The organism is Sphingopyxis sp. OAS728 (genome assembly GCF_014873485.1).
GTDB lineage: Bacteria > Pseudomonadota > Alphaproteobacteria > Sphingomonadales > Sphingomonadaceae > Sphingopyxis.
Genome location: NZ_JADBDT010000001.1, coordinates 632,318 through 651,124 on the forward strand (window position 1 = coordinate 632,318; position 18,807 = coordinate 651,124).

24 protein-coding genes are annotated in these 18,807 nt (G+C 64.8%); 13 read left to right on the forward strand and 11 right to left on the reverse strand.

Annotated features, from left to right (window positions below):
* Nucleotides 1–41 precede the first annotated feature (41 nt).
* Entirely contained in the window at nt 42–764 is a 723-nt protein-coding gene (locus GGC65_RS03025) for an SDR family oxidoreductase (RefSeq protein WP_192645813.1), read from the forward strand.
* A gap of 10 nt (nt 765–774) precedes the next feature.
* Nucleotides 775–1,422, forward strand: a complete 648-nt coding sequence (locus GGC65_RS03030) for a glutathione S-transferase family protein (RefSeq protein WP_192645814.1) — start codon at nt 775–777, stop codon at nt 1,420–1,422.
* A gap of 63 nt (nt 1,423–1,485) precedes the next feature.
* Here GGC65_RS03030 and GGC65_RS03035 read toward each other — a convergent pair whose 3' ends face one another.
* The 8 genes from GGC65_RS03035 to GGC65_RS03070 all read right to left on the reverse strand — a co-directional run bounded on the left by GGC65_RS03035 (nt 1,486) and on the right by GGC65_RS03070 (nt 8,030).
* Entirely contained in the window at nt 1,486–2,031 is a 546-nt protein-coding gene (locus tag GGC65_RS03035; protein WP_192645815.1) for a F0F1 ATP synthase subunit B, read from the reverse strand.
* Entirely contained in the window at nt 2,024–2,521 is a 498-nt protein-coding gene (locus GGC65_RS03040; RefSeq protein WP_192645816.1) for an ATPase, read from the reverse strand. The genes GGC65_RS03035 and GGC65_RS03040 overlap by 8 nt, the downstream gene beginning before the upstream one ends.
* A 71-nt stretch (nt 2,522–2,592) precedes the next feature.
* Complete coding sequence (locus GGC65_RS03045; protein ID WP_037515205.1) at nt 2,593–2,823, reverse strand: F0F1 ATP synthase subunit C; 231 nt, start codon at nt 2,821–2,823, stop codon at nt 2,593–2,595.
* 42 nt (nt 2,824–2,865) lie between these two features.
* Nucleotides 2,866–3,618 (reverse strand): F0F1 ATP synthase subunit A, encoded by a 753-nt coding sequence (locus GGC65_RS03050; RefSeq protein WP_192649368.1) that lies wholly within the window; start codon nt 3,616–3,618, stop codon nt 2,866–2,868.
* 50 nt (nt 3,619–3,668) lie between these two features.
* A complete protein-coding gene (locus tag GGC65_RS03055; RefSeq protein WP_192645817.1) occupies nt 3,669–3,998 on the reverse strand; it encodes an AtpZ/AtpI family protein in 330 nt (109 codons plus the stop codon).
* 236 nt (nt 3,999–4,234) lie between these two features.
* A complete protein-coding gene (locus tag GGC65_RS03060) occupies nt 4,235–4,636 on the reverse strand; it encodes a YdbL family protein (protein WP_192645818.1) in 402 nt (133 codons plus the stop codon).
* A gap of 14 nt (nt 4,637–4,650) precedes the next feature.
* Nucleotides 4,651–4,866, reverse strand: a complete 216-nt coding sequence (locus GGC65_RS03065) for a YnbE family lipoprotein (RefSeq protein ID WP_413052714.1) — start codon at nt 4,864–4,866, stop codon at nt 4,651–4,653.
* Entirely contained in the window at nt 4,863–8,030 is a 3,168-nt protein-coding gene (locus GGC65_RS03070) for a YdbH domain-containing protein (RefSeq protein WP_192645819.1), read from the reverse strand. Before GGC65_RS03070 ends, GGC65_RS03065 begins: the two co-directional genes overlap by 4 nt.
* A 169-nt stretch (nt 8,031–8,199) precedes the next feature.
* Between GGC65_RS03070 and radC the strand changes: the two genes are divergently transcribed.
* The gene (gene radC / locus GGC65_RS03075) at nt 8,200–8,883 is read left to right on the forward strand and encodes a RadC family protein (protein ID WP_192645820.1); all 684 of its coding nucleotides are present in this window, start codon (nt 8,200–8,202) and stop codon (nt 8,881–8,883) included.
* A gap of 207 nt (nt 8,884–9,090) precedes the next feature.
* On the forward strand, nt 9,091–9,495 hold the full coding sequence (gene rnk / locus GGC65_RS03080; protein WP_225940649.1) for a nucleoside diphosphate kinase regulator: 405 nt from the start codon (nt 9,091–9,093) through the stop codon (nt 9,493–9,495).
* Between the two features lie 66 nt (nt 9,496–9,561).
* Here the strand turns inward: rnk and GGC65_RS03085 are convergent, their stop codons facing one another.
* Both GGC65_RS03085 and GGC65_RS03090 read right to left on the reverse strand, forming a co-directional pair.
* Nucleotides 9,562–10,011: a calcium-binding protein gene (locus GGC65_RS03085; RefSeq protein ID WP_192645821.1), complete on the reverse strand. Its 450-nt coding sequence runs from the start codon at nt 10,009–10,011 to the stop codon at nt 9,562–9,564.
* Between the two features lie 23 nt (nt 10,012–10,034).
* Nucleotides 10,035–10,322 carry a hypothetical protein gene (locus tag GGC65_RS03090; protein ID WP_192645822.1) on the reverse strand — a complete coding sequence of 96 codons (288 nt, stop codon included), beginning with the start codon at nt 10,320–10,322 and terminating at the stop codon, nt 10,035–10,037.
* 198 nt (nt 10,323–10,520) lie between these two features.
* On the opposite strand from GGC65_RS03090, the gene purB reads away from it, so the two are divergent.
* From purB to GGC65_RS03135, 9 genes are all read left to right on the forward strand, one after another.
* The gene (gene purB, locus GGC65_RS03095; protein WP_192645823.1) at nt 10,521–11,837 is read left to right on the forward strand and encodes an adenylosuccinate lyase; all 1,317 of its coding nucleotides are present in this window, start codon (nt 10,521–10,523) and stop codon (nt 11,835–11,837) included.
* 67 nt (nt 11,838–11,904) lie between these two features.
* Complete coding sequence (locus GGC65_RS03100; RefSeq protein ID WP_192645824.1) at nt 11,905–12,246, forward strand: lipopolysaccharide assembly protein LapA domain-containing protein; 342 nt, start codon at nt 11,905–11,907, stop codon at nt 12,244–12,246.
* Nucleotides 12,243–12,917, forward strand: coding sequence for an orotidine-5'-phosphate decarboxylase (pyrF, locus tag GGC65_RS03105; protein WP_192645825.1), 675 nt, complete (start codon nt 12,243–12,245; stop codon nt 12,915–12,917). The genes GGC65_RS03100 and pyrF overlap by 4 nt, the downstream gene beginning before the upstream one ends.
* A gap of 120 nt (nt 12,918–13,037) precedes the next feature.
* Entirely contained in the window at nt 13,038–13,667 is a 630-nt protein-coding gene (locus tag GGC65_RS03110) for a phosphoribosylanthranilate isomerase (RefSeq protein WP_192645826.1), read from the forward strand.
* A complete protein-coding gene (gene trpB, locus GGC65_RS03115) occupies nt 13,664–14,875 on the forward strand; it encodes a tryptophan synthase subunit beta (protein ID WP_192645827.1) in 1,212 nt (403 codons plus the stop codon). The genes GGC65_RS03110 and trpB overlap by 4 nt, the downstream gene beginning before the upstream one ends.
* Nucleotides 14,872–15,066 carry a hypothetical protein gene (locus GGC65_RS03120; RefSeq protein WP_192645828.1) on the forward strand — a complete coding sequence of 65 codons (195 nt, stop codon included), beginning with the start codon at nt 14,872–14,874 and terminating at the stop codon, nt 15,064–15,066. Before trpB ends, GGC65_RS03120 begins: the two co-directional genes overlap by 4 nt.
* A complete protein-coding gene (gene trpA, locus GGC65_RS03125) occupies nt 15,063–15,854 on the forward strand; it encodes a tryptophan synthase subunit alpha (protein WP_192645829.1) in 792 nt (263 codons plus the stop codon). Before GGC65_RS03120 ends, trpA begins: the two co-directional genes overlap by 4 nt.
* Nucleotides 15,851–16,702 (forward strand): acetyl-CoA carboxylase, carboxyltransferase subunit beta, encoded by an 852-nt coding sequence (accD, locus tag GGC65_RS03130; RefSeq protein WP_192645830.1) that lies wholly within the window; start codon nt 15,851–15,853, stop codon nt 16,700–16,702. Before trpA ends, accD begins: the two co-directional genes overlap by 4 nt.
* Before the next feature lie 19 nt (nt 16,703–16,721).
* On the forward strand, nt 16,722–18,062 hold the full coding sequence (locus GGC65_RS03135) for a bifunctional folylpolyglutamate synthase/dihydrofolate synthase (RefSeq protein WP_192645831.1): 1,341 nt from the start codon (nt 16,722–16,724) through the stop codon (nt 18,060–18,062).
* Here GGC65_RS03135 and GGC65_RS03140 read toward each other — a convergent pair.
* Entirely contained in the window at nt 18,059–18,802 is a 744-nt protein-coding gene (locus GGC65_RS03140) for a tetratricopeptide repeat protein (RefSeq protein ID WP_192645832.1), read from the reverse strand. The two genes, GGC65_RS03135 and GGC65_RS03140, sit on opposite strands and share 4 nt — an antisense overlap.
* Nucleotides 18,803–18,807: the final 5 nt, after the last annotated feature.

Sequence of the window (18,807 nt, forward strand, 5' to 3'; positions counted from 1 at the left end):
CCGCCATAGTGCGCAAGGTAAAAGCTCATGGGAGGGGTCGCATGGATTTACGGGATAAACTCGCGCTGGTTACCGGCGGCGGCGACGGGATCGGGCGCGAGATTGCGCTGCAGCTGCAGGCGGCGGGGGCGAATGTGATCGTCACCGGGCGGTCGGCGGAGAAGTTGCAGGCGATGGCTGGGCTCGGTTTCGGCACGATCGCAGGCGACCTGTCTACCGGCGCTGGTGTCGATGCGGTCGTCAACGGCGTCGCGGGGAAGCCGCTCGCGCTTCTGGTAAACAATGCCGGGGTCGGTGCGATGGACTATGCTGTCGACGACGCCACCACGCTCGCCATCGCGGAAACGTGTCTGCATACCAATCTCGACGCACCGATCGCACTCTGTACGCGATTGCTGCCAACACTCAAGGCGCAGGGCGAGGCGGCGATCGTCAACGTCACATCGGGCCTCGCCATCGCGCCGTGCGGCAGCGGCGCGGTCTATTGTGCCACGAAGGCGGGGCTTCGCGCTTACACGCAGGCGCTGCGCTATGTGCTGAAGGACAGCAATGTCCGCATCATCGAAGCGCTGCCGCCCGTGGTCGCAACGAACATGACCGCGAGGCGCGACGGCAAGAAGATGACCGCACATGACTGCGCTGCCGAGATCGTCCGCGGGATCCGCGCCGGCAAAACCGAGATCAACGTCGGCATGGTGAAGATATTGCAGCTCGTCCACAGCATCTCGCCCGCGCTGGCGCGGCAGATCATGATCAAATTCTGAGAAGCGCGGCATGATCACGCTATATGGAGAAGGACGAGGCTTCCGCGTCGCCTGGCTGCTCGAAGAGTTGGGGATTCCTTATCGGCTGCGGCAGGTCGACCTGCTCGACGGGATCGAGAATGATCACGAATTCCTCGCGGTCAATCCGGCGGGGTTCATTCCAGCGATCGTCGATGGCGAGACAATCATGGTCGAATCCATTGCGATCATGGAATATCTGCTCGCGCGGTACGGCGAGGGATCGTTAGTCCCCGCAACGGACGATCCCGCCTTCGCTGCCTATCTGCAGTTCCTCCATATGGGCGAGGCAGGCCTTGCAGGACCGGTCAACGCCATCGTCGCAACCATCATCCTCGCCCCCGAAAGCGAGCAGACGAACTGGACGACGGGCTGGGCGCTCGACATCTTCAAGAGCCGACTGGGCCTCGTGAGCCGCCAACTGGCGCAGGCGCCCTACATAGCGGGCGAGCGGTTCACTGCGGCGGATATATCGGTGACCTATGCGCTGCAATTCGCCGAGCGCACCATCGGTTTCGCGTTCGGCACGGTGGAACTGGATTATATCGCACGAACCACGGCGCGCGCAGCATATCGGCGCGCGATGGACAACTGCCCCGCCACGAAAGCGTGGGTCGCCGGGCTGGCCGGAACAAAATAGCCCGGAAAAGCAAAACGCCCGCGGAAATCCGCGGGCGCTCTGTTTTCAGCGATGTCGAAGGGGTCACCCCTTGGCGACGCCCGCGATGGCCTGATCAACCAGCGCCTTGTCTGCGGCTGCGTCATGCTTGTCGGCGATCAGCTTCGCTGCCGCTTCGGTCGCTGCCTTGGCAGCCGCCGTGCGGACTTCGGCAAGCGCGCCGGCTTCGGCCGCGGCGATGCGGTCTTCGGCCATCTGCTTGCGGCGTGCGATCAGCGCGGTCGCATCGGCCTTGGCTTTGGCGACGAGCGCTTCGGCCTCGGCATCCGCCCGGGCGCGCATCTCGTCAGCTTCCTTGGCGGCGTCGGCGAGCTTCGCCTCATATTCGGCCTTCAGCGATTCGGCGTCGAGACGCAGCGCTTCGGCTTCCTTGAGCTGCTGCGAAATCTCGGCAATCTTGTTGTCGAGCATGCCCGCGACCATCGCCGGCACCTTCTTCCACAGCAGGATGGCGATGAAGATCGCCATTGCGATCGAAACCCAGACGGTCGCGTCGATGAAACCGAACGATGCCGGCTCGGCGTGCACTTCGCCCGCGGCTTCGGACAGGATGGTCAGAACATTAGCCATGGAGCACCGCCTTCACCGCCGCCTTGGCATCCGCCGCAGCGACCTTCACGCCCGACAGCTTGGCGACGAGGTCGCCCGCTGCTTCGGCCGCGACCGATTCGATTTCCGCCATCGCCGAGCTGCGCGCCGCGCTGACGTCGGCTTCGGCCGCCGACAGCTTGTCGGCGAGTTCGGCATCGACCTTCGCCAGACGCTTTTCGGCGTCTTTCGCGGCCTTGTCCTTGGCGTCGGTCACCGCTTTCTGCGCGGCGGCGCGGCTTGCGTCGCTCTGCTGGCGGTAGCTTTCTTCAAGACTGTCGGCAGCGGCATGCGCGGCCTTCGCCGCGGCCAGATCGTCGGCCACCTTGCGGTCGCGCGCGTCCACCGTCGCCTCGATCTTCGGCAGCATGCCGCGGCCGATGACAAAAAAGACGAAGCCAAAGGTCAGCAGCACCCAGAAAATCTGGGATGCGGCATACCAGCTTTCAGCGAATTGGCTGATTTGAGGCATGGATACTCTCGACCGACAAAAGAAAAGCAGTCGCGGGGCCCGGCTTTAACCAGCCGGCCCCGCGAGCGAAATCAGGCTGCCTTGAGGTACAGCAGGATCGCGATAAGGAACGACAGCAGGCCGAGAAGTTCGGCAGCCGCGAAGCCGATAAACAGGCGGCCCTGCTGGCCGTCGGCAGCAGCCGGGTTACGCAGCGCGCTTTCGAGGAAGCTACCGAAGACGTTGCCCACACCGATGGCGGCCATACCGGCACCGATAGCGGCCAGACCGGCGCCGATGAGCGAAGCAGCTTGAACGTCCATTTTATACTCCTTGGGAAAAACGTTGATTATACAGTTGAAATATCAGTGCAGGTTGATCGCGTCGTTCAGATAGAGCGACGTGAGCAGCGCGAAAACATAAGCCTGAATACCCGCGACCAGCAGCTCGAGGCCGCTGATCCCGACCATCAGCGCCATGCTGGGGATGCCGACGCCAAGTCCGACCGCCGGACCGGCGGCGATCCCGTCGATGATGAACGAGGCGAAGACCTTCATCAGCACGTGGCCTGCGGTCATCGCGACGAACAGTCGGAGAGCAAGGCTGAACGGGCGGACGAGGAACGACACGAGTTCGATCGCGGGGATCAGCCACAGCAGCCACCAGGGCGTACCGTGCGGCACGAACAGCGAGAAGAAATGCAGTCCGTGGCGCCAGAAACCGACGATCAGGACGATCGAGAAGCTCAGGATCGCCAGAAAACCGGTGATCGCGAAATGGCTCGTCACGGTAAAGGGATGCACGCCGAACAGGCCGAACGGCATGAGGCCGATCACGTTCAGCATCAGGATGAACATGAAGAGCGAGAAGACATAAGGCGTGAACTTGCGGCCTTCAGGGCCGATGTTGGCGTTCATCATGCCCGAAATAAAGCCGGTGAAGCCCTCGACGGCGACCTGCCAGCGACCGGGGACGAGCTGGCGCTTCATCCCGCCGATCATGAAGACCCACAGCAGCAGGCCGGCGATCAGCATCCACATCGCGCTCGTGGTGAAGGCGACCTCATGGTTGCCGACATGGAACATGTCGAACATCTTCTGCACCTCGAACTGGTGCATCGGGTCCACTTTACCTTGATCCGCCACGCGATACCTCGCCTAAATCCCCGTCAGTCCAGCTTCGTGGGCCGAACGTTCGCAATCCGAAATATGTTTCTGAAGGCGACGACTATTCCGAGGAACAGCACCACCAACAGGCCCCAGGGTGCCGTGCCGGCGAAATGGTCGATCGTCCAACCAACCAGCGCGCCGCCACCGATCCCGCCCAGCAGTTCAGCCAGAACGCGGTTCCCGAGCTTGTAATTCGCATCGGTCTCCGGTCCGGCATTCACTGCGGTCCGCTTTGCCTCTGCGGCTTCGACCCGGTCCAATCGCTCTTCGAGCGAGACCAGGCGCGAATCCTCCGAGCCAAGTTCCGGATCGCTGCCATTCCCCGTCATTTCCTCGCCATCCTCCTGAAACAGAATGGGAAGCTCCCGATTCCGCCTACAAAAAAAGGCCCGAAAATTCGGGGTACCCCTAAGGCGCGGTCCGTTTAGGAACGACGTCCCATTAAGTCAATGCTTGTGCGCAGGCGCACAAAAATGACTCCAACACCGACGCACAAAAATGCCGCCGCGTTTAGGGGCGCGGCGGCATCTGAGGGCCCGCAGGCCCCGTTGTTCTGTCTGATCGCTTACGGGCAGCGCGCGTCGCGTTCGGGCGGGCTGCCGTCGCGGGTTTTCCAGGCGCCGCTCGGCGTCTGATATTTCTCGCCCGCCTTGGTCTGCGCAATCAGGTTGCAGCCGCTGGTAAAGGCGAACTGCTCGACTGTGCTGCCGGTCGACTGCGCGCTCGCGGTATAGGCCGCCTTGCGTTTGATATTGAGGTCCTGCACCAGCGCGCGGATCGCCGGGGTCGGCGTCGTCGCAAAGCCCAGATAGCCGTCGGGCTGTTCGCCAATCTGTCCGGCGGCGCGCGCCGCCGCATAAGCGGGATCGCGCTGCGCCATCGCCGACGGCACGGCGAGCGCAACGGCGGCCGTCGCCGCAATCGCGGCAAGCGCCAGCCCGGTCGGTTTCCACATCGTCTTCGTCATCTTGTCATTCCCCATCAGAATATCTCGCTATTCTGCTCGATGAGCTTCTTGGCATCGCCATCCAGCCTATACACCACTTCCTGACGGATGTTGATGTTCAGGTTGATCTCGATCGGCTTGTCGGGCGTATCGATCTGTACACAGCCGGACAGCGCCGACGCACCCATGATCACCGCAACCGTCCGACCATATATGGCAAGCCTCCTTGCTCCAATGTTGCTTGTCTTCATCGCATGGGCTCGCTTTCTGGAGGCTGAACGGGTGGTTGCGCGCCTTTGGCGGCGGCTTCGGCTTCTTCTTGCGCGCGCATCAACGCGGGCAGATTCTGTTCGATCAAGAGCGACGGGTCGTAAAAGCCCTTCGCCGACGTGAGCAGCTGGCGGAACGGCGCACGAATCTTCACGTTAAAGACCAGTGGCAGTTTCGCGACCTGGTTGGTCAGGAAATTGCGCGTCGCGCCTTCGCCCTGCCCCACGCCGCCAAAGCGGATATCGGTCACCATTTCGCCGTCGAGGTCCCCGTTCAATATGATCGTCAGGTCGTCATATTTGAGGCTGCGCAGCGCGCCAAAGGCAAAATTGGCGATGACGCCCAGATTGCGGTTCGACAATTCGCCGACATAGGCGAGCGTCCCGCCGCCGCCACGCGAATCGATGCGGCCGTTGACGATCCGTCCGCCCATCCCGTCGAACTCGACGGGCAAAGTCCCGTCGAACACCCCCGTCGCATTGATATTGTCGAAGCCAAAGCTTTGCAGGAACACCGCGGCATCGACCCCGACGATATCGAACGACAAGCGGCGCGCATTTTCCGCGCTGAAATCGAGCGTCGTCGGATGGAGCAGCAGCTTGCCGCCGCCAAAGGGCCAGCTCCCGCCTTCGACCCGCACGCGATTGTCGCCAAGCAGTCGATATTCGATCTCGCCGTCGAGCACGGGAATACCCGGATTGAGCTCTTTGATCTTCGCGATCTGGCCCGGCGCCGTCTTCAGCCCGATCAGATCGTCGAAGCTGATCGTCGTCGTCAGCCCCGTCACCGGGCCAAAGGCAGCCGCAAGGCTGGTATCGGCGGTCGCGAAAGTGCCGCGGCTGGTGACACCGTCGGCGGTCCATTCGATCCGCCCGTCGCCGACCACCGAACCTTGCACATTGGCGACGACGCCGAGCGCAAGGCTGGTGAGCTGGTCGGGCTGGAATGCGTCGTTGAAGCGCAGTTCCCTGACGGTCAGGCCCGCCGAACCGCTGCTGTCGGCCAGCCGGTGCCGGATCACCGTGTCGAGGATTTTCGTTCCGGTCTTCTGCTCATTGAAGCCCGCCTTCGCCTCGATGATCCCGTTCGCGAAGCGCAGGTTCGCGTCGCGGCTGACGAGCGGGAAGAAACGCGGATCGGGTGCGGCGTCGGTGAGCAGCAAGCCGCCGTCGAGCGTCAGCGCGCCATTCGCAAAGCGCCATTGCCCCGCGATCTCGCTCATATTGAGCGGCACCGCGCCGATCTTGCCGCTCGCGCCGCCGAGGTTGCCTGCCATTCCTTGCGGCGTCGCCCGTCCGCTCAGGCTCTGCGCGCTGAAGCGGGTGACGCTTTCGCCCTCACCCAGCCGGATATCGGCCAAAGCAAACGACCAGCGCATCGCAGACAGGTCGATATTCGCGGGCCCGCTTTTCAGGCTGAAGAGCGAACCGCCGCTCGTCCCCATCAGTGCGATACCCGGAATGCGGATATCGCCGCGCAGCCCGTCGGGGCCCGCGCTCAGCACCGGAGCACCGGGCCGGCTGCACAGGTCGATCGCGCTTCGTCCAAGCCGAAAGCCGCTCACTTCGATGCGATCGGCCGCGACGCGGCTGCACCCGCCGTCGAACGCAAGCGCGCCCGTCGGCGCCAGATAGCCGTTCAGCGGCACCGTCAGCCGCTCGACGCGCCCGCCCGCGAGCGGCCCCGACAGCGTCGCTGCCGTAGCGAAGCGCATCAACCCGCCCGCGCCGCCCGAAAAGCGCACCGGCGTCAACGCCAGTCGCGCACCTCCGGCGCTATAAGGATCGAGGCTGGCGAGCCCTGTCACCTTGCCATCCTCGTTGCGATCGAGGCTCAGCGTCCCCGACGGCAAATCGCCGCCCGCGATGCTCCAACGCCCTGTCGCAATCACCGCGGGCTCGTCGGCGCCATAGAGATAGCCGATGCGGCTGTCGGCGCTTCCAGTGAAACGCGCGCCGCTCGCGCTCGTCAGTTCGGGCGCGATCAGGTCGACGCGCGCCGTCGGTCCCTCGCCCGCGATCGCGAAGCCCGCGCTCCCGCTTGCGTCAGCGAGCACGCGGCTTAACGCGGCGGTCGCCTTCGCTGCCAAAGGTCCGACCGGCGTGCCCGCCAGGCCGCGCGCACTTTCGACGAGCGAGCGACGCAGGTCCGCGCTGCCACTCGCACGAGCAAAGCCGATCCTTCCGTCGAATTTCGGCGCTGCGCTACCGACACTGCCCTTGGCCTCCAGATTGACCGTCTCGGCCGCAAAATCAGCACCGCGGAGCCGTGCCATATCCGCGTCGACATCCAGCTTTGTCAGCACTGAGGTCCCGTCAAAACGCGCGACCAAGCCCATCCGGTCGGCCGCGAAGGGCCCCGCGACAAGCCGCGCGATGCTCGCATCGGCTTTGCCCTTCCAGCTCTGCAAATCTTCGGAAAGTGAGAGGTCGAGCGCGACTTGCGGTGATGCGGCGGTGACACGCCCGTCTGCGCAGGCAAGCGCACGGCCGCGCAGCGGGCCGACAAGTTGCGGCCGGACATCGCGAACCAGCACGGTGCCGTAGAAGCTGATGTCGTCGCCGTGGCACCCGGCGGCCGCGATGCGCGGCGCGACGAGCGCCAGCTTTCCGGTGAAATCGCGGCGCAGATTGCCGCCGCCGTTTAGCGCAGCGCCGATATTACCCCACGGCGTTTCGACCCGCGCCCGCGCATCGCGTAGCGCGACCGACAGGTCGGGCAAGGCGAACGGATCCTTGCTTTCCGGATCGCGGAACTTGTCGAGCGAGCCCAAGGACAGGCGGCCATCGACAAAACGGCCATAAAGCCGGACGCCCTCGGCATTGATCCCCGATACATAAGGTCCGCGCCAGCCATAGCCGAGCAGCACCTCGACGCGCTTTGCGGTGAGGTCGGGACGCTTCGGATCGCCGATGACGATGTTGGACAATATCTCGCTGCGAAAACCGATCCGGTCGATCGTATAGCGCGCGGGCACGTCGCGACTTTCGAGCTGATCGCGGATGAACTCGTCGGCGATCGGCTCGCGCGCGATCCACACACCGGCGACGAGGATGATCACCGCGCCGGCGGTCAGCCAGCGCTTCTTGAACAACAAAGTCCGATATTTGAACCGCGGCTTCGCGTCGTCCGCCGTGTCAGTCATGGGAGTTGGCCGATGACGTCATGGCGGCAAAATCTCGTCCCTCATCCCGAACCCTGTTCAGGACACGAACGCCGGAAATCCCGTTTCGATGCAGGAGATTGATCCGGTTCGCCATCATCCTTGTCCTATGACCGTTGAGTGCGCGTCACAAGGCGGTTATTGCCGCGTCATGGGGGACAGGGATACGCCGGATCATCTTGGGCATCGCGCGCGGCTGCGCGCGCGGCTGCTCGACGACGCCGAAGGCCTCGCCGACTACGAGCTGGTCGAATATCTGCTCACCCTCGCGATACCCCGCCGCGATACCAAGCCGCTCGCGAAGGCGCTGCTCCGCGAATTCGGGTCGCTGGCACAGCTCGTCAGCGCCGATCCCGAATCGCTGCGCCGGGTCGACGGGCTCGGCGACACCGGCATCGCGGCGCTTAAGATCGTCCAGGCGACAGGCCTCCGCATGCTCAAGGGCGAGTTCCGCGAGAAGCCTTTGCTTTCCAGCTGGGACGCACTGCTCGACTGGCTACGCGCCGACATGGGGCCGATCGACGTCGAGCGCGTTCGGGTGCTTTATCTCAATTCGCGCAACATGCTGATCCGCGACGAACTCGCGAGCGAAGGGTCGATCGACCAGTCGGCGATCTATGTCCGCGAAGTCATCAAGCGCGCGCTCGAGCTCGGCGCCTCGGCGATCATCCTCGTGCACAATCACCCGAGCGGCAGCCCCGAGCCGAGCCGGCAGGATATCGCGATCACCCGCGACATTGCCGAAGCAGCGGCCAAGCTCGGGATCGCGCTTCACGACCATATCATTATCGGCGGCAGCGATTATCGCAGCTTCCGCGCGATGGGGCTGCTCTAGCCAAATTTGACTTCCCCGGCCCGCGGCCACATCATCATGACCATGCAGATTCGGCGCAGCCTTCTCCGCTTCCGTCATGACGGGGGTCAACTTCTCGCGGGCATTTAGCCCCGGGTTCCGGCGCGATTGCCCCGAACCCGGGGCACCTTCCGTCCAGATATTGCCGCGCGTGGTGGATAGCCGCGCGCCAGCCGGAAAGTCCGCGCCATGACCAAGACAACAAGCGGGGCCGCGATGCCCTATATCCGCATGATCGACAGCGAAGCCGATGCGTTGACGGAATTGACGCTGCAACAGCAGCGCGATTCGGTCCGCTTCTATGAATTGCTGCTCGACGAGATCGATCGTGCTGCCATTTGCGACCGCACCGATATCCCATCCGACGTCGTCACCATGGGATCGCGCGTGACGTTCGTCGACGAAAAGAACGGCGAACGAACCGTACGCCTGGTTTATCCCGCCGAAGCCGACATTTCGGCCGGGCGGATGTCGATCCTGACCCCTGTTGGCGCCGGGCTGATCGGCCTCAGCGTCGGCCAGTCGATCAACTGGCCCGACCGCGGCGGGATCGAGCACCGGCTGACGATCGTCGCGGTCGAGCAACCCGATTAGTCGCGCCCACAGCGATGCAGCCGCCGGATCGCTCCGACGGCTGCACCACCCCGCGCGGACTGCCGTTTAGGCGCCGCGCGACAGGAAACCGGTCAATTCGGTCTTGTTAACCGCGCCCGACTTGTCGCCATCGGCCGAGGCGAACGCCTGTCCGATCCAAGTCTTGACCTCGGCCGATTCGACATCGGTGCTGGGATCGGTCGCTGCGCGCAGCTTCTTCATCCACGCGCCGAACTCGGCTTCGTTGAGGTCGCCATTCTTGTCGCCGTCATAGGTCGGGAATTCCTGCTCGACGATCTGGGCGATCTGCGTCGGGCTGGCAGCTGCCGCACCCGACGGTGCCGGCTCGGTCGAGGCCGGCGGGGTCGACGCGTCAGGCGCCGGCGCCGGGCTGGCCGTATCGGGGGCCGGGGCGGGCTGAGCGGCCGTCGCCGGGTCCGACGCCGGGGGCGTCGTCTGCGCGAGGGCCGGGAAGCTGATGGCGGCAGCGCCGATCAAAAGCATCTGCTTAATCATGATCTATCTCCTGTCAGTTGGGGTTACTGCGGTTCCGATTCGGGTTTTTCTTCGGGTGCCGGAGCGGGCTCGTCAGCCGGCGGGGCCGGCTCGGCCGCAGGCGGCGTATCGCTCGGGGTCGCGTCCTCGGTGGGCGCCTGATCAGTCGGCTTCGTTTCGTCCGTCGGTTTCTTGTCAGGGTCCGTGGTCGTGTCGGTCGGCGCCGGCTGCGACTGCGTCGTGGGGGCCGGCTCTTCCGCCGGAGCAGTCGTCTGGGCCAGAGCGGGGAAGCTGATTGCCGCGGCGCCGATCAAAAGCACTTGTTTCAACACAATTATTCTCCTGTAGCGGCGACATGTGGGCTGTTGCGACCCGTCGCCTTTCTGATGGGGCATAGGAGCAACCCATCGTCTTTCCGCAAAGTTGCGCCGCCGCGGGGTTTGGCGAAACGCCCCGTCCCTGCTAGGGGGCGGCCCGTCGTGGTTCCGTAGGAATTCCGCGACAAGGCGCCCGAAAAGGAAGGAAAATCAATGGTTCCGCGTTACGCACGGCCGGAAATGACCGCGATCTGGTCGGCCGAGAATCGGTTTCGCATCTGGTTCGAGATCGAAGCGCACGCGACCGACGCCCTTGCCGAACTGGGCACCGTGCCCAAATCGGCCGCCAAGGCACTGTGGGATTGGTGGGCGACGAACCCAAAGATCGACGTCGCGGCGATCGACGCGATCGAGGCGGTTACGAAGCACGACGTCATCGCCTTCCTGACCTGGGTTGCCGAGAATGTAGGCGACGAAGCCCGCTTCATGCATCAGGGCATGACCAGCTCCGACGTGCTCGACACCTGCCTCGCGGTCCAGCTCAGCCAGGCCGCCGATCTTTTGCTCGCCGACCTCGACGCGCTGCTCGAGGCAATCAAGCGCCGTGCCTATGAGCATAAGCTGACCCCGACGATCGGCCGCAGCCATGGCATCCATGCCGAACCCGTCACCTTCGGGCTCAAGCTCGCCGAGGCCTATGCCGAATTCTCGCGCTGCAAGCTCCGCCTGCAGGCCGCGCGCGCCGAAATCGCGACCTGCGCCATCTCGGGCGCGGTCGGCACTTTCGCCAACATCGACCCGCGTGTCGAAGAGCATGTCGCCGCCAAGCTCGGCCTCACGATCGAGCCCGTCTCGACGCAGGTGATCCCGCGCGATCGCCACGCCATGTTCTTCGCCGTGCTCGGCGTCATCGCCTCGTCGATCGAGCGGTTGTCGGTCGAGGTTCGCCACCTCCAGCGCACCGAAGTGCTCGAAGCTGAGGAATATTTCTCGCCGGGCCAAAAGGGTTCGTCGGCCATGCCGCACAAACGCAACCCGATCCTGACCGAGAACCTCACCGGCCTCGCGCGCATGGTGCGCAGTGCCACCATTCCCGCGATGGAGAATGTCGCGCTGTGGCACGAGCGCGACATCAGCCACTCGTCGGTCGAACGCTTCATCGGCCCCGACGCGACGATCACGCTCGACTTCGCGCTCGGCCGCCTGACCGGCGTTGTCGACAAGCTGCTCGTCTATCCCGCGCGGATGCAGAAGAACCTCGACCGCATGGGCGGGCTCGTCCATTCGCAGCGCGTGCTGCTCGCGCTGACACAAGCGGGCGCGAGCCGTGAGGAAAGCTATGTCCTCGTCCAGCGCAACGCGATGAAGGTATGGGAATCGGACGGCCAGCTCTCGCTGCTCGAACTGCTCAAGGGCGACGCCGACGTCACCGCCAAGCTGTCGGCCGACGAGCTGACCGCACTGTTCGACCTTGGCTATCATATGAAACATGTCGACACGATCTTCGACCGGGTGTTCGGGGCGGCTTAGCCCCGGACTGGAATCACGCGGCAATCTGTCATAGGGTCGGCTCCAGACCGACAGAGGAGCAAGACGAGTGGGTATCCTGCGAACGATCATCTGGGTCTTGCTGACCGCCGTGCTGGTTATCTTCGCAATGGCGAACTGGATTCCGGTGACCGTGACGATCTGGCCTGGTCAGGTGCTCGACACCAAATTGCCCGTGTTGATCCTCGCCGCCTTCCTGATCGGCAGCGTGCCGATGTGGATCGCGCTCCGCACGACGCGCTGGTCGATGAAACGCCGCCTCGACGCCAGCGAGCGGCAGGCCGCCGACCTGCGCGCGCTCGCCAACCGGCCTGTGGAAGTTACGCCCGCCGCGCCGGTCAACGACATTCCCCCCGCCCCCACCGATCTCTTCGCCACGGACAAGCCATGACCTCTCCGCTTTATCTCGCCATCGACACCACGCACCTCGACGCCGCGCTGACGCTGGCGCAGAAGGTGCGGCGCCATGTCGGCGGGCTGAAGCTGGGCCTCGAATTCTTCTGCGCCAACGGCCATCACGGCGTGCATGAAATGGCGAAGCTCGGTCTGCCGATCTTCCTCGATCTCAAGCTTCACGATATTCCGAATACGGTTGCCAAGGCAATCCAGGCGCTTCGCACGCTCGAACCCGCGATCCTGACGGTTCACGCCGCCGGCGGCCGCGCAATGCTCGAAGAGGCGAAAGCAGCGGCCGGCACGGGCACAAAGGTCGTCGCGGTGACCGTGTTGACCAGCCTCGACGCTCCCGACCTCGAAGACATCGGGGTCGGCGGCAGCCCGCACGACCAGGTCGTCCGCCTCGCTGCCCTCGCGCGCGAATCCGGCCTCGACGGCATTGTCTGCTCGGGACAGGAAGTGAAAGCCGCGCGCAAGGCTTGGCCAGGCGGCTATTTCGTGGTCCCCGGCGTCCGCCCTGCAAACGGCAAGATCGGCGACCAGAAACGCGTCGTCACGCCGGCGCAGGCGATGGCTGACGGCGCTTCGATCCTCGTCGTCGGCCGCCCGATCAGCCAGTCGGCCGATCCCGATCTCGCCGCGCGCGAGATCGAAGCGACGCTTTAGATTTAACGCCCCTTATCATTCCCGTTCGTGTCGAGCGAAGTCGAGGCACCCTTCGGAGCAGCGCAAGATCGAGGAGCATCTCGACTTCGCTCGATGCGAACGAACAAATAGAGTCCGACCATGCCCCCACTCGTCAAAATCTGTGGTCTCACCACTCCACAAGCCGTCGATGACGCGATCCGCCTCGGCGCCACGCATATCGGCCTCGTCCATTACGAACCAAGCCAGCGCCATGTTGACCTCAAGACCGCGGCCGAACTGCGCAAGCGCGCCGGCTCGCGCGTCAAGGTCGCGCTCCTCCTCGTCAACGCGTCGCAACAGCTGACGGGCGATGCACTCGGCACGGTGCGTCCCGACATCGTGCAATTTCACGGCAGCGAGACACCCGAGTGGCTGGCGGTCGTAAAGCGGCTGGTTCCCGCCGAAATCTGGAAAGCCGTGGGGCTCAAGGATGCGGGCACGCTCGAACGGATGCAGAAATATCGCGGCATCGCCGACCGCATCCTGTTCGACGCCCCCGCCGCCGCGCTGCCCGGCGGCACCGGCACGCGCTTCGACTGGTCACTGCTCAAGAACCATCGCCACAGCATGGATTGGGGGATTGCCGGCGGCTTGACCCCCGAGAATGTCGCGCAGGCCATCGCCGAGACCGGCGCGCCGCTGGTCGACGTCTCGTCGGGCGTCGAAAGCGCGCCCGGCGTCAAGGATGTGGACAAGATCGCCGCTTTCCTTAAAGCCGCCGGACGATGACCGACTTACCCAACAGTTTTCGCACGGGCCCCGACGAACGGGGGCATTTCGGCCAGTTCGGCGGCCGCTATGTCGCCGAAACGCTGATGCCGCTGATCCTCGACCTCGAACGCCACTATCGCGCGGCGCAGGCCGACCCGGCGTTCAAGACCGAATTCGACTATCTGCTCAAACATTATGTTGGTCGCCCGAGCCCGCTGTGGTTCGCCGAACGGCTGACAAATGAGCTCGGCGGCGCGAAGATTTATCTGAAGCGCGAGGATCTCAATCACACCGGCGCGCACAAGATCAACAATTGCATCGGCCAGATCCTGCTCGCGAAGCGGATGGGCAAGACGAAGATCATCGCCGAAACCGGCGCAGGCCAGCACGGCGTCGCGACCGCGACCGTCGCGGCGCTCTTCGGCCTGCCCTGCACCATCTTCATGGGGGCGGTCGACGTCGCGCGGCAGCAGCCGAATGTGTTCCGCATGAAGCTGCTCGGCGCCGAAGTCGTCGCGGTCGAGAGCGGCGCGAAGACGCTGAAGGACGCGATGAACGAGGCGCTGCGCCACTGGGTCGCGAACGTCCACGACACCTTCTACATCATCGGCACCGTCGCCGGCCCGCACCCCTATCCCGAGCTTGTCCGCGATTTCCAGTCGGTGATCGGCGACGAAGCCAAGGCGCAAATCCTCGAAGCCGAAGGCCGCCTGCCCGACATGCTGATCGCCCCGGTCGGCGGCGGCTCGAACGCGATAGGGCTGTTCCATCCGTTCCTCGACGACGCCAATGTCGAAATCGTCGGCGTCGAAGCCGCGGGCGAAGGGCTCGACAAGAAACATGCCGCAAGCCTCGCGGGTGGACGTCCGGGCATCCTCCACGGCAACAAGACCTATCTGCTGCAAGACGAGGACGGCCAGATCACCGAGGCGCATAGCATCTCGGCGGGGCTCGACTATCCGGGCATCGGCCCGGAACATAGCTGGCTCCATGAAATCGGCCGCGTGCGCTACGAACCCGTCACCGATGAAGAAGCGCTCGCAAGCTTCCAGAAGCTGACGAAGCTCGAAGGCATCATCCCCGCGCTTGAAAGCGCCCACGCGATCGCCGCCGCCGAACGCATCGCGCCGACGCTGGGCAAGGACAAGATCATCATCGTCAATTGCTCGGGCCGGGGGGACAAGGACATCTTCACCGTGGCCGATGCCTTGGGAGTTGCGCTGTGAAGCTCAATCATCGCCGTGCGATCATCGTCTTTCTGATTGCCGCCGCCGTTCAGGCGCTCGGCTTTCCCCTGATCAGCAAGATCTTCGGCTTAGGCGACCGCTTTCAATCTCCGTCGTGGGTGGTTGTCGTTCTCGTATCGCTGCTGTTCGTGTTCATTGATCAAGCTGCCTTTCGGAAGAAGGCGCTTTGACCCGCTTCGCCGCCGCTTTCGCCAAGCCGCGCCCCGCGCTCGTCGCCTTCATCACGGGCGGTGACGGCGACACCGCCGCGAACCTCGACGCGCTCGTCGCGGGCGGGGCGGACGTGATCGAACTCGGCATGCCCTTCACCGATCCGATGGCCGACGGCCCCGCGATCCAGGCCGCGAACCTGCGCAGCCTCGCCAAGGGCACGACAACCGCCGACCTGTTCGCGATTGCCGCGGCGTTCCGCCAGCGCCACCCCCACACGCCACTCGTTCTGATGGGCTACGCGAATCCTATGACGATCCGTGGTCCCGAATGGTTCGCCGCCGAATGCGCCAAGGCCGGTGTCGACGGCGTGATCTGCGTCGATATCCCGTCGGAAGAGGACGCCGAGCTTGGCCCTGCCCTCCGCGCCGCCGGCGTCGATCTGATCCGCCTCGCTACCCCCACCACCGACGCCGCGCGCCTGCCCGACGTGCTGAACGGCGCCGGCGGCTTCCTCTATTATGTCTCGGTTGCCGGCATCACCGGCCAGCAACAGGCCGCACAGGCCAGCATCGACGAAGCCGTCGCGCGCCTCAAGGCTGCAACCGACCTTCCCGTCGCGGTCGGCTTCGGCGTCCGGACGCCTGAACAGGCCGCCCAAATCGCCAAGGTCGCCGACGGCGTCGTCGTCGGATCGGCCTTTATCGACATCATTGCCGAGCATGGCGACGCCGCGGCGCCGCATGTCGAGGCCTTCACCCGCACCCTCGCCGATGCTATCCATAGCTCCAAGGAGATCGCCGCATGAGCTGGCTCGACCGCGTTCGCAACGCGCTGCCCTTTGGGGCGAAACGCGACACCGCCGACAATCTCTGGCACAAGTGCCGCCAGTGCCAGCAGATGGTGTTCGTCAAGGAATGGGAAGACAATCTGAACGTCTGCCCGCGCTGCGACCATCATGACCGTATCGGCGCGAAGGAGCGTTTTGCGCAGCTGTTCGACGGCGGCATCCACGATATGATCGCAGCCCCCGCTGCGCCCGAAGACCCGCTGAAGTTCCGCGACACCAAGAAATATGTCGACCGTATCAAGGCGGCGCGCGCGCAGACCGGCGACCGCGACGCCTATCAGAATGCGGCGGGCAAGATCGACGGCCAGCCCGTCGTCATCGGCGTGCAGGATTTCGCCTTCATGGGCGGATCGATGGGCGTTGCGGTCGGCGAGGCCTTTGTCGCCGGGGTCGAGCAGGCGATCAAGCGCCGCACGCCCTATGTCGCGATCACCGCGGCGGGCGGTGCGCGTATGCAGGAAGGCACGCTGTCGCTGATGCAGATGCCGCGCGCCACGGTGGCGCTCGCGCGCCTGCGCCGTGCGGGTCTCCCCTATATCGTATTGCTCACCGATCCGACGACCGGCGGCGTCACCGCCAGCTATGCGATGCTCGGCGATATCCAGATCAGCGAGCCCAAGGCGCTGATCGGCTTCGCGGGCCAGCGCGTGATCGAAAATACGATCCGCGAAAAGCTGCCCGAAGGCTTCCAGCGCGCCGAATATCTGCTCGATCACGGGATGATCGACATGGTCGTGCATCGCAAGGACCTGCCCGAAACGCTTGGCCGCCTGATCGGCTATCTGGCGCCCGAAAAGGCCGCCTGAGCCGAGCCAAAGCGCCGCCATGGCCGACCATGCCCACAGCTCCGACCCTGCGGTGCAGGCCCAGCTCGACCGTCTCGCAGCGCTCTCGCCGGGGCGCGACATCCTGGGTCTCGAACGCATCGCCGAGCTGTGCGCGCGCCTCGGCAACCCGCAGCTCCAGCTCCCGCGCACCTTCCACGTCGCGGGAACCAACGGCAAAGGATCGACCTGTGCCTATCTGCGCGCGATCCTCGAAGCGCAGGGGCGCAACGTCCACAGCTACACCAGTCCGCACCTCGTCCGCTTTAACGAACGCATCCGCCTTGCCGGAACGCTGATCGACGATGCCCTGCTCGCGGCGTTGCTCGAAGAGGTTCTCGACGAAGCCGCCGACCTTCAGGCGAGTTTCTTCGAAGTCACCACCGCCGCCGCCTTCCTCGCCTTCGCGCGCATCCCCGCCGATGATTGCATCATCGAGGTCGGCCTCGGCGGCCGGCTCGACGCGACGAACATCATTCCGCCGCCGGCGGTTTGCGGCATCGCGTCGCTCGGCATCGACCATGAGGCCTTCCTGCTCGCCCCCGAAGCCGGGACGCCGGACGATCCGGCGATGCGCATCGCATGGGAAAAGGCGGGGATCATCAAGCCCGACACACCTGTGGCGACCCTCGCCTATCCGCCCCATATCCAGGGCACCATCGCCGCCAAGGTTGCCGACGTCGGCGCAACGCTCTTTCCGCAAGGCGAAGGCTGGACGGTCGAGACCGAGGGCGACGCGTTCCGCTGGACTTCGAAACTCGGCTCGATCGCGCAGCCGCTGCACCCCCGCATGACCGGCGCGCACCAGATGGCGAACGCCGGACTCGCGATCGCGATGCTGCGTCTCGCGCCCGGTCCGCAGCCGACCGAGGACGCAATTGCGCGCGGCGTTGCCGATGCCTTCTGGCCCGCCCGCATGCAGCGTCTCGGCGATGGCCCCCTGGCCGAATTGCTGCCCGATGGCACCGAAATCTGGCTCGACGGCGGTCACAACCCCGACGCGGGTGCCGCGCTTGCCAAGGCGCTCGACGCGCGGGCACCGCTTCACATCATATGCGGCCTTCTGAAGAACAAGGACGCCACCGGCTTCCTCCGCCCCTTCGCCGACCGCATCGCGTCGTTTCAGGCGGTTCCGATCCCGGGACACGACCATCATGATCCCAAAGACCTCTGCCACTGGGTTCGGACCGATCTCGGCATTGTCGACGTCCATCCCTGCGACGATGTCACGGCGGCGCTGAGCCACATTGCCGATAACCGCGCGCCAGCCGACGTTCTGATCTGCGGCTCGCTCTATCTCGCCGGCGTCGTGCTCGATCTCAATCGCGAGTGGCCGGACTAGCCAAGCTCGGCGATCGTCCGCCTGACCCAGTCGTACATCGCCGCCTCGGCCTTCAACGTGACGGGCGGTGTACGTTTCATGCGTTTTTCGACTTCCCTCAGTACCGTCCGCGCGCCCGCCTTGTCGCCCTTGGCAATCAGGATGCCTGCGATCCGGCAGCGTATCTCGTCACCCGGCACGCGGTCCACGATCTCGCGATAGATCGCCAGCGCGTCCGCCGTCCGCCCGTCGGCTTCGGCGACCTTCGCGCGAAGGAGCGCGCGGCGGTCGATCTCGGTGCGCGATATCGTCTCGGGCAGCGCGTCGATCGCCGCAAGCGCCGCACTCAACTGGCCAGCCTCATAGGCGGCTTCGGCAATCCGCATCCCGATCGTTCGGTCGGCATGGGGAGAAAGCCGTTCGGCGGCTCGAAACTGATCGAGCGCCTCGGCATAGCGCCCCCGTTCCATCAGCGCGTCGCCAAATTCGATCCGATTCCCGGCGGTATCGCTGAACTCGGCGGCATCGCGCGCTTCGCGGATCCGGCGTTCGGGATCCATCCTGTCGGCAATCTTGGTCCGCGCCGCGCGTACCCGCCGGTCGCGCGGCAGGCCCGGCAATATCTCGACGATGAAATAGGCGAGGATGCCGACCATCGGCAGAAAGGCGATTGCCATAATCCATGCAGTGTTCCGTCCGGTGCGAAACACATGGACGATGCAGAGCACCTGCAGGGCGATCGAGATGAGAAAGAAGTGCATCGGAG

Excerpts from the sequence above, each read along its gene's own strand:
- GGC65_RS03025 (WP_192645813.1), top strand. The coding sequence starts at position 42 with ATGGATTTACGGGATAAACTCGCGCTGGTTACCGGCGGCGGCGACGGG.
- GGC65_RS03030 (WP_192645814.1), top strand. The coding sequence starts at position 775 with ATGATCACGCTATATGGAGAAGGACGAGGCTTCCGCGTCGCCTGGCTG.
- GGC65_RS03035 (WP_192645815.1), bottom strand. The coding sequence starts at position 2,031 with ATGGCTAATGTTCTGACCATCCTGTCCGAAGCCGCGGGCGAAGTGCAC.
- GGC65_RS03040 (WP_192645816.1), bottom strand. The coding sequence starts at position 2,521 with ATGCCTCAAATCAGCCAATTCGCTGAAAGCTGGTATGCCGCATCCCAG.
- GGC65_RS03045 (WP_037515205.1), bottom strand. The coding sequence starts at position 2,823 with ATGGACGTTCAAGCTGCTTCGCTCATCGGCGCCGGTCTGGCCGCTATC.
- GGC65_RS03050 (WP_192649368.1), bottom strand. The coding sequence starts at position 3,618 with ATGCACCAGTTCGAGGTGCAGAAGATGTTCGACATGTTCCATGTCGGC.
- GGC65_RS03055 (WP_192645817.1), bottom strand. The coding sequence starts at position 3,998 with ATGACGGGGAATGGCAGCGATCCGGAACTTGGCTCGGAGGATTCGCGC.
- GGC65_RS03060 (WP_192645818.1), bottom strand. The coding sequence starts at position 4,636 with ATGACGAAGACGATGTGGAAACCGACCGGGCTGGCGCTTGCCGCGATT.
- GGC65_RS03065 (WP_413052714.1), bottom strand. The coding sequence starts at position 4,866 with ATGAAGACAAGCAACATTGGAGCAAGGAGGCTTGCCATATATGGTCGG.
- GGC65_RS03070 (WP_192645819.1), bottom strand. The coding sequence starts at position 8,030 with ATGACTGACACGGCGGACGACGCGAAGCCGCGGTTCAAATATCGGACT.
- radC (WP_192645820.1), top strand. The coding sequence starts at position 8,200 with ATGGGGGACAGGGATACGCCGGATCATCTTGGGCATCGCGCGCGGCTG.
- rnk (WP_225940649.1), top strand. The coding sequence starts at position 9,091 with ATGACCAAGACAACAAGCGGGGCCGCGATGCCCTATATCCGCATGATC.
- GGC65_RS03085 (WP_192645821.1), bottom strand. The coding sequence starts at position 10,011 with ATGATTAAGCAGATGCTTTTGATCGGCGCTGCCGCCATCAGCTTCCCG.
- purB (WP_192645823.1), top strand. The coding sequence starts at position 10,521 with ATGGTTCCGCGTTACGCACGGCCGGAAATGACCGCGATCTGGTCGGCC.
- pyrF (WP_192645825.1), top strand. The coding sequence starts at position 12,243 with ATGACCTCTCCGCTTTATCTCGCCATCGACACCACGCACCTCGACGCC.
- GGC65_RS03110 (WP_192645826.1), top strand. The coding sequence starts at position 13,038 with ATGCCCCCACTCGTCAAAATCTGTGGTCTCACCACTCCACAAGCCGTC.
- trpB (WP_192645827.1), top strand. The coding sequence starts at position 13,664 with ATGACCGACTTACCCAACAGTTTTCGCACGGGCCCCGACGAACGGGGG.
- accD (WP_192645830.1), top strand. The coding sequence starts at position 15,851 with ATGAGCTGGCTCGACCGCGTTCGCAACGCGCTGCCCTTTGGGGCGAAA.
- GGC65_RS03135 (WP_192645831.1), top strand. The coding sequence starts at position 16,722 with ATGGCCGACCATGCCCACAGCTCCGACCCTGCGGTGCAGGCCCAGCTC.
- GGC65_RS03140 (WP_192645832.1), bottom strand. The coding sequence starts at position 18,802 with ATGCACTTCTTTCTCATCTCGATCGCCCTGCAGGTGCTCTGCATCGTC.